General features: G+C 66.6%; 14 protein-coding genes. 8 read left to right on the top strand and 6 right to left on the bottom strand.

Annotation, left to right across the window (positions count from 1 at the left end; translation table 11 throughout):
- Positions 1 to 9 precede the first annotated feature (9 nt).
- The 4 genes from N8888_RS16865 to N8888_RS16850 all read right to left on the bottom strand — a co-directional run bounded on the left by N8888_RS16865 (position 10) and on the right by N8888_RS16850 (position 5,145).
- The gene (locus tag N8888_RS16865) at positions 10 to 576 is read right to left on the bottom strand and encodes a TlpA disulfide reductase family protein (protein WP_053515709.1); all 567 of its coding nucleotides are present in this window, start codon (positions 574 to 576) and stop codon (positions 10 to 12) included.
- A complete protein-coding gene (locus N8888_RS16860) occupies positions 573 to 2,951 on the bottom strand; it encodes a protein-disulfide reductase DsbD family protein (protein ID WP_111186270.1) in 2,379 nt (792 codons plus the stop codon). Before N8888_RS16860 ends, N8888_RS16865 begins: the two co-directional genes overlap by 4 nt.
- Positions 2,948 to 3,286 (bottom strand): divalent-cation tolerance protein CutA, encoded by a 339-nt coding sequence (cutA, locus tag N8888_RS16855; RefSeq protein WP_053515713.1) that lies wholly within the window; start codon positions 3,284 to 3,286, stop codon positions 2,948 to 2,950. Before cutA ends, N8888_RS16860 begins: the two co-directional genes overlap by 4 nt.
- A gap of 68 nt (positions 3,287 to 3,354) precedes the next feature.
- The gene (locus N8888_RS16850; protein WP_263175993.1) at positions 3,355 to 5,145 is read right to left on the bottom strand and encodes an endonuclease; all 1,791 of its coding nucleotides are present in this window, start codon (positions 5,143 to 5,145) and stop codon (positions 3,355 to 3,357) included.
- A 312-nt stretch (positions 5,146 to 5,457) separates the two neighbouring features.
- Here N8888_RS16850 and N8888_RS16845 point away from each other — a divergent pair, with 312 nt between their 5' ends.
- Positions 5,458 to 5,745 (top strand): co-chaperone GroES, encoded by a 288-nt coding sequence (locus N8888_RS16845; RefSeq protein ID WP_006396661.1) that lies wholly within the window; start codon positions 5,458 to 5,460, stop codon positions 5,743 to 5,745.
- 81 nt (positions 5,746 to 5,826) lie between these two features.
- The gene (gene groL, locus N8888_RS16840; protein WP_053515717.1) at positions 5,827 to 7,476 is read left to right on the top strand and encodes a chaperonin GroEL; all 1,650 of its coding nucleotides are present in this window, start codon (positions 5,827 to 5,829) and stop codon (positions 7,474 to 7,476) included.
- A gap of 103 nt (positions 7,477 to 7,579) precedes the next feature.
- Here groL and N8888_RS16835 read toward each other — a convergent pair whose 3' ends face one another.
- Positions 7,580 to 8,740 carry a serine hydrolase domain-containing protein gene (locus tag N8888_RS16835; protein WP_263175980.1) on the bottom strand — a complete coding sequence of 387 codons (1,161 nt, stop codon included), beginning with the start codon at positions 8,738 to 8,740 and terminating at the stop codon, positions 7,580 to 7,582.
- A 166-nt stretch (positions 8,741 to 8,906) separates the two neighbouring features.
- Between N8888_RS16835 and N8888_RS16830 the strand changes: the two genes are divergently transcribed.
- Positions 8,907 to 9,407: a MarR family winged helix-turn-helix transcriptional regulator gene (locus N8888_RS16830; protein WP_065181579.1), complete on the top strand. Its 501-nt coding sequence runs from the start codon at positions 8,907 to 8,909 to the stop codon at positions 9,405 to 9,407.
- The gene (locus N8888_RS16825) at positions 9,404 to 10,138 is read left to right on the top strand and encodes a DNA alkylation repair protein (RefSeq protein ID WP_263175978.1); all 735 of its coding nucleotides are present in this window, start codon (positions 9,404 to 9,406) and stop codon (positions 10,136 to 10,138) included. The genes N8888_RS16830 and N8888_RS16825 overlap by 4 nt, the downstream gene beginning before the upstream one ends.
- A 59-nt stretch (positions 10,139 to 10,197) precedes the next feature.
- Here N8888_RS16825 and N8888_RS16820 read toward each other — a convergent pair whose 3' ends face one another.
- Entirely contained in the window at positions 10,198 to 10,554 is a 357-nt protein-coding gene (locus N8888_RS16820; protein WP_263175977.1) for a hypothetical protein, read from the bottom strand.
- 457 nt (positions 10,555 to 11,011) lie between these two features.
- Here N8888_RS16820 and N8888_RS16815 point away from each other — a divergent pair, with 457 nt between their 5' ends.
- The 4 genes from N8888_RS16815 to N8888_RS16800 all read left to right on the top strand — a co-directional run bounded on the left by N8888_RS16815 (position 11,012) and on the right by N8888_RS16800 (position 13,761).
- Positions 11,012 to 11,272, top strand: a complete 261-nt coding sequence (locus N8888_RS16815; protein ID WP_053515725.1) for a hypothetical protein — start codon at positions 11,012 to 11,014, stop codon at positions 11,270 to 11,272.
- Positions 11,273 to 11,529: 257 nt separating this feature from the next.
- Positions 11,530 to 12,603, top strand: coding sequence for a 3-deoxy-7-phosphoheptulonate synthase (locus N8888_RS16810; protein WP_263175975.1), 1,074 nt, complete (start codon positions 11,530 to 11,532; stop codon positions 12,601 to 12,603).
- A gap of 112 nt (positions 12,604 to 12,715) precedes the next feature.
- Entirely contained in the window at positions 12,716 to 13,273 is a 558-nt protein-coding gene (locus tag N8888_RS16805; protein ID WP_263175973.1) for a hypothetical protein, read from the top strand.
- Positions 13,270 to 13,761 carry a hypothetical protein gene (locus N8888_RS16800; RefSeq protein WP_263175972.1) on the top strand — a complete coding sequence of 164 codons (492 nt, stop codon included), beginning with the start codon at positions 13,270 to 13,272 and terminating at the stop codon, positions 13,759 to 13,761. The genes N8888_RS16805 and N8888_RS16800 overlap by 4 nt, the downstream gene beginning before the upstream one ends.
- Positions 13,762 to 13,819 lie beyond the last annotated feature (58 nt).

The raw sequence follows: 13,819 nt of genomic DNA, 5'->3' as shown, positions 1-13,819 counted from the left end.
CGGCCAGGCTTACAGCCGGGCCCACGTCTGCACTTCGCCGGCGGCAAACGGCCCCAGCTTCTGCTTCACGATGCGGCCCTGTGCATCCACCAGCACGCTGTAAGGCAGCAGCCCCTGGGCATTGCCCAGCTGCACGCTGGCATCGCGCGGACCGGGCGTCTCCAGCACGATCGGGTAGTCCACCGGCACCCGCTGCAGGAAGCGCTGCACATCTTCGGGTGTATCCAGCGCCAGCCCCAGCACCTGCACGCCGTCAGGTTGCTGCGCCTGCGCGAAGCGCGACAGTTCCGGCATTTCCTCGACGCAGGGCCCGCACCAGCTGGCCCAGACATTGATGAGCAGCGGCCGGCCGGCAAAACGCTGGCGCAGATCGAGCGGCTGTCCCTGCAGGTCCGGCAGCACCAGTGCGGGCAGGGCATCGCCTGCCTGCAGCACGGGCAGCGGTGCTGCAGGTGGCTGCACGTCTGGATCGCCAGCGTCCGCCGCCGGCACCGGCGTCAGCCGATGGCCGGCCCACAGGCCCAGGCCGGCAGCCAGCACCGCGGTCCACAGCAGCGCTGGCCGTTGCCACCTCATCGTGCGGTGCGCAGCAGCGCTTCTTCGACCACGGCCTGGGTAAGCAGGGTCGGCAGCACCGTCGGCGGTGCGCCGGGCCCGTACACCACGTAAAGCGGAACGCCCACGGCCTTGTGCTCATCGAGGAAAGCGGTGATCTGCGGGTCCACGTTGGTGTAGTCGCCGCGCATGTACACCGCGTTGGTGCGCCTGAGCAGCTCCCTGAACTCCGGTCGCGACAGCACGGCGCGCTCGTTCGCCTTGCAGCTTACGCACCAGTCGGCGGTCATGTTGACGAACACCACGCGGTTGTCGGCACGCAGGCGGTCGAGCAGCTGCGGCGAATACTCCACGACGTTCTCGCTGGTGGCCTGTGCCGCACGTGCCGGTGGCTTCAGCTGGGTCACGCCCCACACCGGTACCAGCGCGGCGATTGCCAGCAGCACGCCCAGCAGGCCGGCGGCGCGCTGGCTGCGCCAGCGGCTGCGCTCGAACAACCACAGGCCCAGGGCCAGCAGCAGCAGTCCGCCCAGCGCCAGCGCCATGCCGTCCACGCCACGCTGCTTGCCCAGCACCCACAGCAGCCACAGTGCGGTGGCATACATCGGGAACGCCAGCACGTGCTTGAGCGTTTCCATCCACGGGCCGGGCTTGGGCAGGCGCCGCGCGAGCGCCGGCACGAAGCCGATCAGCAGGAACGGCAGGGCCAGGCCCAGGCCCAGGAACAGGAACACGGCCATCGCCTGTACGGGCGTGGCAACGAAGGCATAGGCGACCGCGCCTCCCATGAACGGACCGACGCACGCGCTGCCGACCACGCAGGCCAGCGCACCGGTGAAGAAATCGCCGGCCGGACCGCTGCGACGGGCGAGTGACTGGCCGAGGTTGCCCAGGCCACCGCCGAGGGTGAACACGCCGGACAGGCTCAGGCCAACCGCAAACATGATGTAGGCCAGTGCCGCGACCACGCCTGGGTGCTGCAGCTGGAAACCGATGCCCACCGCATTGCCAAGCATGCGCAGGCCGACCATCAGCGCGCCGATCACCGCGAAGGCGACCAGTACGCCCAGCGTGTACCACATGGCGTGGCTGCGGGCGCGCTCGGCGCTCTCACCGCTCTGTGCCAGGCCCAGCACTTTCAGCGACAGGATCGGCAGCACGCAGGGCATCAGGTTCAGTACGAGGCCACCGGCCAGTGCCAGCAGCAGCACCCACAGGAACGAACGGTCCGGATCCGGGGTCGTGGCCGGCGGGCGGGTACGCAGCGCGTTGTCGCCCCGCGCATCGGCGGCGAACCCTGCCTGCGCGCCGGCCACATCGGCACGCGCCGGTTCGCTGTTCGGCACGGTCGGCAGCAGGCGCAACGGGGTGCCGTTGGCCGCCTCGCGCGGTGCGGCGCTGCCCGCCGGCAGCGGTCGGATCATTTCGCTGCGTGGCGCAGGCTGGCCGGCGTGGGCGCTGATCTTTCCCGCGGGGATCGACAGCTTCACCCGGCGGGTCATCGGCGGGTAGCAGATGCCATCGGTCTGGCAACCCTGGAAGGTCACTACCAGTGTGCTGTCCACCGCGTCGGTCACCGTGCGGCGTAGCGGCAGCGGCACTTCGACCTGGTTGAAGTAAACCGACACATCGCCGAAGTGCTCGTCGCGATGCGACTGCGCGGCGGGCCAGCGCGGCGCATCTGCCAGCACACCGGCACTGCCTTCCAGCTTCAGCGAGGTGCGATCGCGATACAGGTAGTAGCCCGGCGCGGGACTGAAGCGCAGCAGCAGGGTGTTGCCATCGCTGGCGATCGCGTCGAAGCCGAAGGCCTGTTCGGAGGGCAGCGGAAGCGCCTGGCTGTTGCTGCTGCCGGGCAGGCGCAGGCCACCACCGCTGCCGGCCCCGGCAAGCGGAGTGTTGAACGCGCTCACGCCGGTGACCCGCGCGGTTGGCAGGGCGGCTGCGGCGCCACCGCCACCACCGGGCAGTGTCACCTGGACCACGCGCTTCTGCGGCGGGTAGCAGACACCGGCATCGGCGCAGCCTTGGTAGCGCACTTCCAGGCTGAGGGTGCCGGCCGCATCCGTCGGGGCGCCCGGCAGCGAAACCTGCAGGCGTTCGCGGTAGGTCTCGACCTCGCCGAAGAAATCGTCGTGGTGCTTGGTGCCGCTGGGCATCTGCAGCGCACCGGCATTGAAGGCCGGGTCGGCCTTGACGCTGGTGCGGTGGCGATAGAGGTAGTACCCCGGCGCGATCTTGAACTGCAGCTGGATCTGGTTCCGCTCCGGCGCACTGGCGGTCAGCGCGAACGCCTGGTCCACCGGCAGCAGATCTTTCTCGTCCAGGGCGAATGCAGGCAGGGCCAGCGAGAGCAGGGCGCACAGCGCGGCGGCACGGGCAAACAGATTCATCAAGCGGTGTCCTCCCGGGTCTGCGCCCGGATCCAATCCAGATAGGCCGGCAGTCCGGCCCGGGCTTCGACCGCGATGCACTCGGGGAGTTCATACGGATGCAGTTCGACGATCCGTGCCATCGCTGCCTCCACGCGGCTGGCCGTAGTCTTCACCAGCAGCTGCAGCTCGGCATCGGTAGTGACCTCGCCCTGCCAGCGGTAGGTCGACTGCGCCCCTTCCAGGCGCGTCACGCAGGCGGCCAGGCGCTCGCCGACCAGCGCATGCGCGATGCGCTCGGCACTGGCCCGGTCCGGGCAGGTGGTCAACAGCAGCAGGACGGGATCGACGGTCGGCATGACCGTCGAGTATAGGGCCGCCGCCGGATCAAGGTCCGGCGGCGGCGATGGACCGCTGCGTTGCGCGGTCAGTTGGCCAGCTGGCAGGTCGCCGGCTTGGCCGAGGTGAACAACGCCGGCGTCGCCCACTCGGGGTGGTCGATGAACGGGTTGCGGTTGCCCTGGAAGCTGTAGATCACGTCGTTGCGCGCGCGCTCGGCGTCGTCCGGCGGATCGGACAGATGCCAGTCGATCAGGGTCGAGAGCAGGCCCATGTAGGCCGGCGAACTGCTGGTCCTGACGATCCGGCTGCGGTCGTCGGTCAGCTCCAGGTCCGGCTCGGACTGGCCTGTGGCTGCATCCTTGCCGCCCTCGTAGCGGATCGCCATGTACATCACCGCGCGCGCCATGTCGCCCTTGCGATGGCCCCACACCTCGAAGGTGCCGGTGTTGCCGTCCGGCGTGCGCACCCAGTTGGAATTGCCCGGGTAGCCGCCGCTGCCGCCGCCATGGCCGTTGTTGGCCTCGGTGGCGCGCTCGCCACAGTTGGCATCGCACTTGCCGAACGGCTTGTTGCCGCGGTCGGCATTCCACTGCGCATCGGTCAGGTACAGCATGTGGGTGTCGGTGTAGGGCGCGTACGGCAGGCCCTTGTCGCCGGTGGTGCTGGCAAAGCCCAGCGAGTTCGGCCAGGTGTGCTCGCGGTTGTAGGTCAGGCCGCTGCCCGTGCCAGCGCGATCGCTGACCTTGGCGTAGCTGCGGTTGCGATAGGCATCGAGGATGCGGTTGGGATTGTTCGGATCCTCGTCGGCGATCTCCAGGATGGTCCAGGTGCTGGTGCCCGACCCGCTGTACGGATAGGCGGTGTGGCCCTTGATGGTCGCGTGCAGCGAGCAGCGCAGCTGGCTCGGGCTGGAGGTGTTGACCCTGGAGTAGTAGCCCGCCGGTACGCCGGGATTGCCCGGATCGGGGTTGCCCGTGGCGCTGGCCACGGTGAAGGCGATGCGGCTGTCGGCAGCCGGATGCGCGCCCTGCAGGTCGGTGATGCGCGCGGCGCGGATGTCGAAGCGGCAGGCCTCACCGGCCACCAGCGCGGTGTTGGTGGACAGCTTCACGCTCCTGCCGCTGGCCGGGTGGGTCAGCGGTACGCTGCCGGAGGCGCCGCAGCTCAGCGCGAAGGCGCCGCTGGCCAGGTTCACCGTCTCGCTGAACACCACTTCCAGATCGGCCGCGGCCGGGAACGTGCTGCTGCCCTGGGCGGGGGTGGTGGTGGACACCGATGGCGGCGTATTGGGACCGGGCGTACCCCCACCGCTGAAGGTCTGGCCGTTGTTGCAGCTGCCGAAGGTCTGCGTCGCCGATTCGGCCCAGGTGAAGTGGGCGTACTGGCTGCCGCTGCCCGTGAGCTGCAGTGAGGTGCCAGGGGCCGTGCTGTTGGTCTCGGCCACCGGAATGTTCTGGCTGGTCATGCCTGCGGCAGGACCGCCGGAGGCAGTGATCGTGCCCTCATAGCTGAGGAACTGGACCACCTTGCCGCTGGCGTCGACCAGCGCGATGCCGTCGTTGGGACCGTTCTGGATGCCGTTGGTCGGATAGCTGACCACGGCCAGGGTGGCGCTGCCGCACCCGGCCGCGCTGCCGGCAGGGAGGGCCGTGTTGGCGTACACCGAAGCGGCCGACGGCGTGCTGCCGTTATAGAGATACAGCCGATAGCCGGACAGATCCTCGCCGGCGGTGGCCACGACCTCGATCGCCTCGCCGACGTCACCGGCTGCGGTGCTGTCGTCGTAATGCAGTTCGTTGATGAAGACCTCGGCCTGGGCCGGCGCGGTGGCCAGGGCCAGCACGCAGGCGGTGGCGAGCGGGGACAGCAATCGCATCGACGACTCCTTGTGATTGGGAATGCGCGGCCGAGCCTAAGGCCGATCCAGTGACACTTTGTCGTAAATGAACGTCAGATATCTGACAGTGCGACGTTGGTCACCTAATTCGGGGCCACCCCACCGCACTGCCGCAGCGTCCGGCGCGGAAACTTTTTTCGCGACGCCCCTTGAAAGCCTCCCGGAGGGCTCCATCTCTGCCGTGCTCCCGACCTTGTCGGGTTTCTTCACGTGCGGTTCTGGCACTCGCCTGGTGCGAGTGCTAACATCGCCGGACTTTTTTAGACCAATCAATCACTTAAGAGGTCTCCTATGAGCATCAAGCCGCTGCACGACCGCGTTGTGGTCAAGCCGATCGAAGCCGACGAAATCTCCGCCGGTGGCATCGTCATCCCCGACTCGGCCAAGGAAAAGTCCACCAAGGGTGAAGTCGTGGCCGTCGGCCCCGGCAAGCCGCTGGACAACGGCAGCGTGCGCGCGCCGTCGCTGAAGGTCGGTGACAAGGTCATCTACGGCCAGTACGCCGGCAGCTCGTACAAGAGCGAAGGCGTCGAGTACAAGGTCCTGCGCGAAGACGACGTGCTCGCCGTCATCGGCTGAGCCCCGCCGCGACCTGTTTCAACCTGATCCCCACATCCCAGCCGCCGGGCACGGCCCGGCGCGACCAATGAGGTAATTGCAATGGCTGCCAAGGATATCCGTTTCGGTGAAGACGCCCGTTCGCGCATGGTGCGCGGCGTCAACGTTCTCGCCAATGCCGTCAAGGCCACCCTCGGCCCGAAGGGCCGCAATGTCGTGCTCGAGAAGAGCTTCGGCGCCCCGACCATCACCAAGGACGGCGTCTCCGTCGCCAAGGAAATCGAACTGGCTGACAAGTTCGAGAACATGGGCGCGCAGATGGTGAAGGAAGTTGCTTCGCGCACCAACGACGACGCCGGCGACGGCACCACCACCGCCACCGTGCTGGCCCAGGCCCTGATCCGCGAAGGCGCCAAGGCCGTTGCTGCCGGCATGAACCCGATGGACCTCAAGCGCGGTATCGACAAGGCCGTCGTGGCTGCCGTCACCGAGCTGAAGAACATCTCCAAGCCGACCGCTGACGACAAGGCGATCGCCCAGGTCGGCACCATCTCGGCCAACTCGGACGAGTCGATCGGCCAGATCATCGCTGACGCGATGAAGGAAGTCGGCAAGGAAGGCGTGATCACCGTTGAAGAAGGCTCGGGCCTGGACAACGAGCTGGACGTGGTCAAGGGCATGCAGTTCGACCGCGGCTACCTGTCCCCGTACTTCATCAACAACCAGCAGTCGCAGACCGCTGACCTGGATGACCCGTTCATCCTGCTGCACGACAAGAAGATCTCCAACGTCCGTGACCTGCTGCCGGTGCTGGAAGGCGTCGCCAAGGCCGGCAAGCCGCTGCTGATCGTGGCCGAGGAAGTCGAAGGCGAAGCGCTGGCGACCCTGGTGGTCAACACCATCCGTGGCATCGTCAAGGTCGTGGCCGTGAAGGCCCCGGGCTTCGGCGACCGTCGCAAGGCGATGCTGGAAGACATGGCCGTGCTGACCGGCGGCACCGTGATCTCCGAAGAAGTGGGCCTGTCGCTGGAGAAGGCCACCATCAAGGACCTGGGCCGCGCCAAGAAGGTGCAGGTCTCCAAGGAGAACACCACCATCATCGACGGCGTGGGCGACAAGGCTGCGGTCGAATCGCGCGTTGCGCAGATCAAGACCCAGATCCAGGACACCTCCTCGGATTACGACCGCGAGAAGCTGCAGGAACGCGTGGCCAAGCTGGCCGGCGGCGTTGCCGTGATCAAGGTGGGTGCGTCCACCGAAATCGAAATGAAGGAAAAGAAGGATCGCGTCGACGACGCCCTGCACGCTACCCGTGCAGCCGTTGAAGAAGGCGTGGTTCCGGGCGGCGGCGTTGCACTGGTCCGTGCGGTCACCGCGCTGGCCGGCCTGAAGGGCGCCAACGAAGACCAGAACCACGGCATCCAGATCGCCCTGCGCGCGATGGAAGCCCCGCTGCGCGAGATCGTCGCCAACGCCGGCGAAGAGCCGTCCGTCATCGTCAACAAGGTCAAGGAAGGCAGCGGCAGCTTCGGCTACAACGCCGCCACCGGTGAGTTCGGCGACATGCTGCAGTTCGGCATCCTGGACCCGACCAAGGTGACCCGCTCGGCGCTGCAGAACGCGGCCTCGATCGCTGGCCTGATGATCACCACCGAAGCCATGGTTGCCGAAGCTCCGAAGAAGGACGAGCCGGCCCTGGGCGGCGCCGGTGGCATGGGCGGCATGGGTGGCATGGGCGGCATGGACTTCTAAGGTCTGCGTTGTTCCCGATGAAGTGAAAAACCCCGCCGCAAGGCGGGGTTCTTTTTTGTGGGCGTTCCGCCCCCTCTGCTGGACGTGGACCGTGGTCGACCTGTCAGCGCACGAATGCCTTCGTGGCGCCGTATTCCCAATCCCACGGCACCCCCGTCTCGCCCAGCACGAAGCGCACCAGTGCCGGAAAGGCCGCTTCGGCGCGCACATCGTTGCCCAGGATCACCACGCAGCGTTGGCCTTGTTCGACGCACACCAGCGTGTTGCCCACCGCATCGTCATGTCCGCCCTTGTAGAAGCCTGCGCCTTGTGGACCGGTGAATGTCACCACGCCCAGTCCCGCAGCCAGGTTTCTGCGCCGCTGCGCCGTCGGCAGTTCCGGCTGCAGTGTCGGGAACTGGCTGGCGGTGGTGATCGGCAGCTGCGGCCGCACCAGCTCCCGGCGCATCGATGCCGACAGCCCCTGGCCACTGACATAGCCGGCCGCGAAATTGCCCATGTCGGCGATGGTCGTGTCCATCGAACCGGCGGCACGCACGCGGCTGCGTTCATCGTGCGGTTCCGTCGTGCCTTCGACGGTCCAGCCGTCGGCCAGATTCGTGGCGAAATCCTCGCGCCACATCATGCTGGTGCGGGGCATGCCGAAGCGGTCGAATACGCGCTGCTGCATGAGCGTCCCCACGTCCTGGCCCAGCCCGCGCTCCAGCACGAACTGCAGCAGGATCAGGCCTTCGCCGGAATAGCCATAGCGGCTGCCCGGATCGAAGTGGAATTTCAGTTTTCCGTCCGGTTCCAGGAATGCAAAGTTGGCAAAGCCGCTGGCATGGTTGAGCAGCAGGCGCGGGGTCAGCCGGCGCCAACGTTCGTCGCCGGCCAGCACGGTGTAATCGGCGTACTTCTTCGGCTCGGCCGGATAGTCCGGTAGCGGTCTGTCCAGCGCGCTGGCGATGCTGGCATCCAGATCGATCACCTTGTCCTGTGCAAGCTGCGCGATCAGGTGGCCGAAGGCCATCTTGGTCAGCGATGCCGCATACATCACCGTGTCGGTCTGTAGCGGTTCGCCGGCAGCGTTGCGCTCGCCATAGGCGGCGACGTGCACGACCTTGCCACCGTCGACGACGGCCACTGCCATCCCGCGGGCGTGGGCGACCTGCATCAGGCGCTTGGCTTCGGCATCGATCCGGGCCGGGGAGGGCACGGGAGGGGGAGCGGCCATTACGGCGGCGGGGAACAGCGTCAGCAACAGCAGGACGGCACGGCGCATGCGTGGAACTCCTGGCGGGACGTGGCGCGATGCTACCGCAGCTTCGGCTGCTTGCAGCCCCCTGCGCGAGGAGTGCGCCCGGCCGGGCCCGGCGGCAGGCCCCGTAGGTGTTGCGTTCCATCCCGTCATGAATATGATTAGGCGCCTAAACATATTGGAAATCACCGTGCTTGAGGCAAAACATGGCGCCCTTCTGGATGAGGCCCGGCGACGTGGCCACGCCAATGTCGCCCTGCTGCATCTGTGCTTCCAGCTGCTGTCGCTGTCCTCGGCGATCGATCGCGACTGCGCCAGCCGGCTGGCACCGCACGGGCTCAGTGAAGGCCGCTTCATCGTGCTGTTCCTGCTGCACGGTGCCGGCGGCACACTGTCGCCGCATGCGCTGGCCGAACGTGCAGGCGTGACCCGCGCCACCATCAGCGGCCTGCTCGATGGCCTGCAGCGCGAAGGGTTGCTGCAGCGGCGCAGCGATGCGGACGATGGCCGTCGCCTCCAGATCGTGCTGACCGTGCAGGGCAAGCGCCTGGCCGAAGACCTCTTCAATCAGCACACGCAGTGGATCGCGGGCCTGTTCAACGGCCTGGACACTGCCGAGCAGGTGCAGCTCTCACAGCTGCTGGCCAAGGTGTGGCAGCACACCGGCGGCGGACGGAAGGACCCGCAGTGAGCGCAGCGATCAGCCCGGCGCGAAAGCATCAACTGGATACCGGGACAGCCGCCAGCACGCATCTGGCGGAATGTCTGGCCGTGGATTTCGCGGTGTTGCTGCAGACCGTTGCGGTGCTGCCGGAGACTGCCATTCAATGCATGCGCGATGCCGCCAGCAAAGGCATTACCCAGCGCATGGTTCTGGCGGCAACGCTGTTGCGTGAGGCCAGGCAGGGTGATCCTGCACAATGGCAGTCGCATGCATCCGACACCGTGCGCGGCTGGGCCTGCTACCTGATCGGTGGCGATGCCACCGCCTCCCTGCCGGTGAAGCTGGAGAAGATGCGCCCGTTGGCAGATGATCCGCATTTCGGCGTGCGCGAATGGGCGTGGCTGGCGCTGCGCACCGACATCGTTGCCGGGCCACTGCTGGCGCTTGAATGCCTGCAGCCGTGGACGCAGGAACCGTCCGCCCATCTGCGCCGGTTTGCCTGTGAAGCACTGCGTCCCCGTGGCGTCTGGGCGGCGCACATCGCTCTCTTCAAGCAGCATCCCGAACACGCGCATTCGCTGCTGGAGGCACTGGCTGATGATCCCGAACGCTATGTGCAGGATTCCGTCGGCAACTGGCTCAACGATGCCGGGAAGACCCAGCCGCAGTGGCTGCGTGACCTGTGCACACGCTGGCAACGCGAGCGCGACAGCCCTGCCAACGCCTACATCCGCAGGCGCGCACTGCGTTCACTGTGATCCGGCGGGTGCCGGCCCATGACCGGGCCATCGGGCCCGGTCACATTGCGCGGACGCGGCTAGTGGGGCTGCAGGCGTTCGGCCGCATGCGTGGCCAGCCCCAGGGATGCCAGCATCAACCCTTCCATCACCCGGTCGCTCACGCGATGTTCGGGCGCGGCATTCTGGCGGCAGCGTTCGGCGGCCAGCAGCACCTCCTGCACGATGCGCAGGCCGGCCAGTGCGCCATCGGCATCGGCCAGCATCATGCGTCGGCCGTTCGCTGGATGGCGCTCGGGCCAGGGTTGGCCATCGGCGGCCGCACCGCTGCCGATGCGTTGCAGGTGGGCGACCAGACTGTTGGGATCGAACGGCGCCTGATCGGCATTGGCCGGATCGGGGTGGGCACCGGGGAAGGGAACGTGTGGTGTGTTCATGGCGTGTGCTCCGTACAGGACAGACGACACCGCCACCGGAAGAGGTGGCGGACGGTACGTGGCGGCAAAGACCGGGTCACTGATCCGGCGGGCGCAAGCGCCCCCCCGCACCGCCCGCCATGGAACGCGGACGGATTGCCAGCCGGCGCCGCCCACGGCGACGCCGGCTGACAAGCGTAAACAACATCTCCTCGGGCTTTGCCGACCCGGCCACCCTTTTCCGGTGGCAAACCATCTTGAGCACATGTATCGCATATGCCATTGCCCGTATAACCGCGCATCGATCGCCTGCACGCCCCTTCCGGGCCGAAGGGTGGGAAGCCTGGAAGGAAGATCTCAACGCGGTGGCACCATCGGTCCAGTCGCGACACGATCGATCCGTACACCGGCACATGCGCCGGTCATCCGAACGCGGTAAACAGTGCATTGCCCACGTCTACCCACAGGGAAGTCGATCATGCAGAGCACGCTCCAGGTCACGCTGTTCGGCCCTCCCGGCGACACCCCGGCGTTGCAGTTGCCGGATGTGGACGGGCCCTCGGTGGCGATACCGGAATCGACCCTGCGGCGGCTGGTCTCCGATCTCTACACGGCGCGGTCCCTGCTCAACCCCGAGCAGTTGGAGGAGGCGAGGCGGGAGCTGGATCAGGTGCTGGAGCGCTGGGCCGATATCCACGAGGGCCTGCTGCTGGACGTGGAAGTGCATGGCAGCCGCTAGATCGCCGTGCTGCTGAACCGCTGCCCCAGTTGCGGATGAAACATTTTGTACTGCGCAGAAGCTGTGCTATCAATACATCCCATGAACGCAGCCGCTACCCGCTTTTACTGGTATTACTTTCCGAAGCCACTGGCGGAGGAAGGACTGCGCTCACCCTGAAGAAAGCTTCAGACGCATTCCCGAAAGCCGCCAGCGAACCTGGCGGCTTTTTTCATGCCGCCTCGCTGGGGACCCCCAACGTACCGGAGACCTCCCCCATGCCCCCCCATACCGACGACCTGCGCATCCGCACCATCGAACCGCTCACACCGCCTGCCCAGCTGCTGGCGATGCTGCCGTGTGACGATGAAGCCTCCGACACCGTCAGTGCTTCGCGCGCGGCCCTGCACCAGATCCTGCATGGCCGCGACGATCGCCTGGCGATCGTGGTCGGCCCGTGCTCGATCCACGATCCGAATGCGGCCATCGAGTACGCACAGCGCCTGAAGCCGCTGCGCGACGCGCTGGCCGGCGAGCTGGAGATCGTCATGCGCGTGTACTTCGAGAAGCCGCGCACCACGGTGGGCTGGAAGGGCCTGATCAATGACCCGGACCTGGACGGCAGCTTCCGGATCGACAAGGGCCTGCGCATTGCCCGCGGCCTGCTGCGCGACATCAACAAGCTGGGCCTGCCGGCCGGCGTTGAATTCCTCGACGTGATCTCGCCGCAGTACATCGCCGACCTGGTGGCATGGGGCGCGATCGGCGCACGCACCACCGAAAGCCAGGTGCACCGCGAACTGGCCTCCGGCCTGTCGTGCCCGGTGGGCTTCAAGAACGGCACCGATGGCAACGTCAAGATCGCGGCCGATGCGGTCGGCGCGGCCTCCAACCCGCATCACTTCCTGTCGGTGACCAAGCAGGGCGGCACCGCCATCGTTTCGACCACCGGCAACCCGGATTGCCATGTGATCCTGCGCGGCGGCAAGCAGCCGAACTACGACGCGGCCAGCGTGGCCGACGCCTGCCAGGCACTGGCCAAGGCCAGGCTGCCGACGCGGCTGATGATCGATGCCAGCCATGCCAACAGCCTGAAAAACCCGGAAAACCAGCCGAAGGTGATCGAAGACATCGCCGTTCAGTTGGAAGACGGCGAACAGCGCATCGTGGGCGTGATGATCGAGAGCCATCTGGTGGGAGGCCGGCAGGAACTGGTGGAAGGCCAGCCGCTGGTCTACGGACAGAGCATCACCGATGGCTGCATCGACTGGGACACCACGGTGACGGTGCTGGAGCGACTGGCTGCGGCCGTGCGCGTCCGTCGCGAAGTGACGGTGTCAGAAGCCGCCTGAGCGCGGCATGTGTGTGGATGGCGGCCTGCGCCTGCGGGGGTGCGGCCGCGATCAGGGCCGGTCGGAGTTGGAGACCGGCCCGTCCGCACCGGCGATGCGCCTGGCGCTGCGCATGAGCGACAGCGCCAGGTCCATCGCCGGGGTGGTGCGAACCCCGACCATTCACGATGCGGTTGACGCGGTAGATCCACGCCATGCGTGGATAGGGGCAGGCCACGGCACGATTTCGGAAGAATTGCATGGAACCTGCTTGCGGCTTGGGCCGAAGATCGGGGCCTCGCCTGGCTGGACCCCGCCGATGTACGTTTTCCCCGACGACAGCCCGCTGGGGCCAGAATGCCGATCAGTTTCCGGAGAGGCCGCAGCGGCCCTCGTTCGCTTGAAGGGCGGCCCGATTGCCGATGATGCGATCTCCGTCATCGAGGACTGGTTTGAACCCTCGTCTCCCGCGACGACGGCAAGTCTGCTGGCGGAGCTTGATGAAAGAATCGAGCTTTACCGCAACGAAGGAGACCAGGCACTTCTGCGTACGACGTTGAAGGCCAGGGCGATGATCGCGGCCTCTGCCGACCAACCGAGCGATGATCGTGAGTCCCCGCTTCGTACAAGGTGGTGCCTGCGGCGTCCCTCGTTGGCGACTGGCGCTCGGACTGGGAAACGGATTGCGTGATCGTCGACGGAGATCTGAGCGTAGAAGGCACGCTGGCGCTCAATGATCTGGGCGAGACCCGGTGTGTGATCGTCCTGGGCAGTCTCAGCGCCCGCAATCTTGACTGTGGTGGTTGGGTCTTCGTACGCGACGATCTTGTGTGTGAGCATCTCCACGCGTGCTCACTAAATGATGGGATTTTGGCCGTAGGTGGCGATCTGACTGTTCAGACTTTCCTCGAGACGGGGACTTACACCCAAGTGGCGGGGCACCTGAGCGCTAGCTACCTCGGCAGCACCCACAACTCCATTGAAGTGGAGGGAAAAGTGAACTGTCCAGGCTTCGAAAGACGATCTGATAGCGACTACTTGTGCGAATGGATCGATCCTGCGTTGCTGGAAGCCCACGATTCCGACAGCGGTTGGGGATGCGAACCCCAACTGTATCCGTCGGATGACTATCCAGAGCGGATACGCGCGGGGGGCAGCCCTATGAAGTTCAGGCTCTAGATCCACGCTATGCGTGGATACCGCTCTTCTGTAGCGCCGGGCCACGCCCGGCGAACAC

The sequence above is a fragment of the Stenotrophomonas maltophilia genome, from assembly GCF_025642255.1.
In the GTDB taxonomy this organism is placed as follows: Bacteria; Pseudomonadota; Gammaproteobacteria; order Xanthomonadales; family Xanthomonadaceae; genus Stenotrophomonas; species Stenotrophomonas maltophilia_P.
This window is presented reverse-complemented; position numbering and strand designations above follow the sequence as displayed.

What these genes read in the sequence shown, in the direction of transcription:
- N8888_RS16865 (WP_053515709.1), bottom strand. Translation starts at nt 576, where the DNA reads ATGAGGTGGCAACGGCCAGCGCTGCTGTGGACCGCGGTGCTGGCTGCC.
- cutA (WP_053515713.1), bottom strand. Translation starts at nt 3,286, where the DNA reads ATGCCGACCGTCGATCCCGTCCTGCTGCTGTTGACCACCTGCCCGGAC.
- N8888_RS16850 (WP_263175993.1), bottom strand. Translation starts at nt 5,145, where the DNA reads ATGCGATTGCTGTCCCCGCTCGCCACCGCCTGCGTGCTGGCCCTGGCC.
- N8888_RS16845 (WP_006396661.1), top strand. Translation starts at nt 5,458, where the DNA reads ATGAGCATCAAGCCGCTGCACGACCGCGTTGTGGTCAAGCCGATCGAA.
- groL (WP_053515717.1), top strand. Translation starts at nt 5,827, where the DNA reads ATGGCTGCCAAGGATATCCGTTTCGGTGAAGACGCCCGTTCGCGCATG.
- N8888_RS16835 (WP_263175980.1), bottom strand. Translation starts at nt 8,740, where the DNA reads ATGCGCCGTGCCGTCCTGCTGTTGCTGACGCTGTTCCCCGCCGCCGTA.
- N8888_RS16820 (WP_263175977.1), bottom strand. Translation starts at nt 10,554, where the DNA reads ATGAACACACCACACGTTCCCTTCCCCGGTGCCCACCCCGATCCGGCC.
- N8888_RS16815 (WP_053515725.1), top strand. Translation starts at nt 11,012, where the DNA reads ATGCAGAGCACGCTCCAGGTCACGCTGTTCGGCCCTCCCGGCGACACC.
- N8888_RS16810 (WP_263175975.1), top strand. Translation starts at nt 11,530, where the DNA reads ATGCCCCCCCATACCGACGACCTGCGCATCCGCACCATCGAACCGCTC.
- N8888_RS16805 (WP_263175973.1), top strand. Translation starts at nt 12,716, where the DNA reads ATGAGCGACAGCGCCAGGTCCATCGCCGGGGTGGTGCGAACCCCGACC.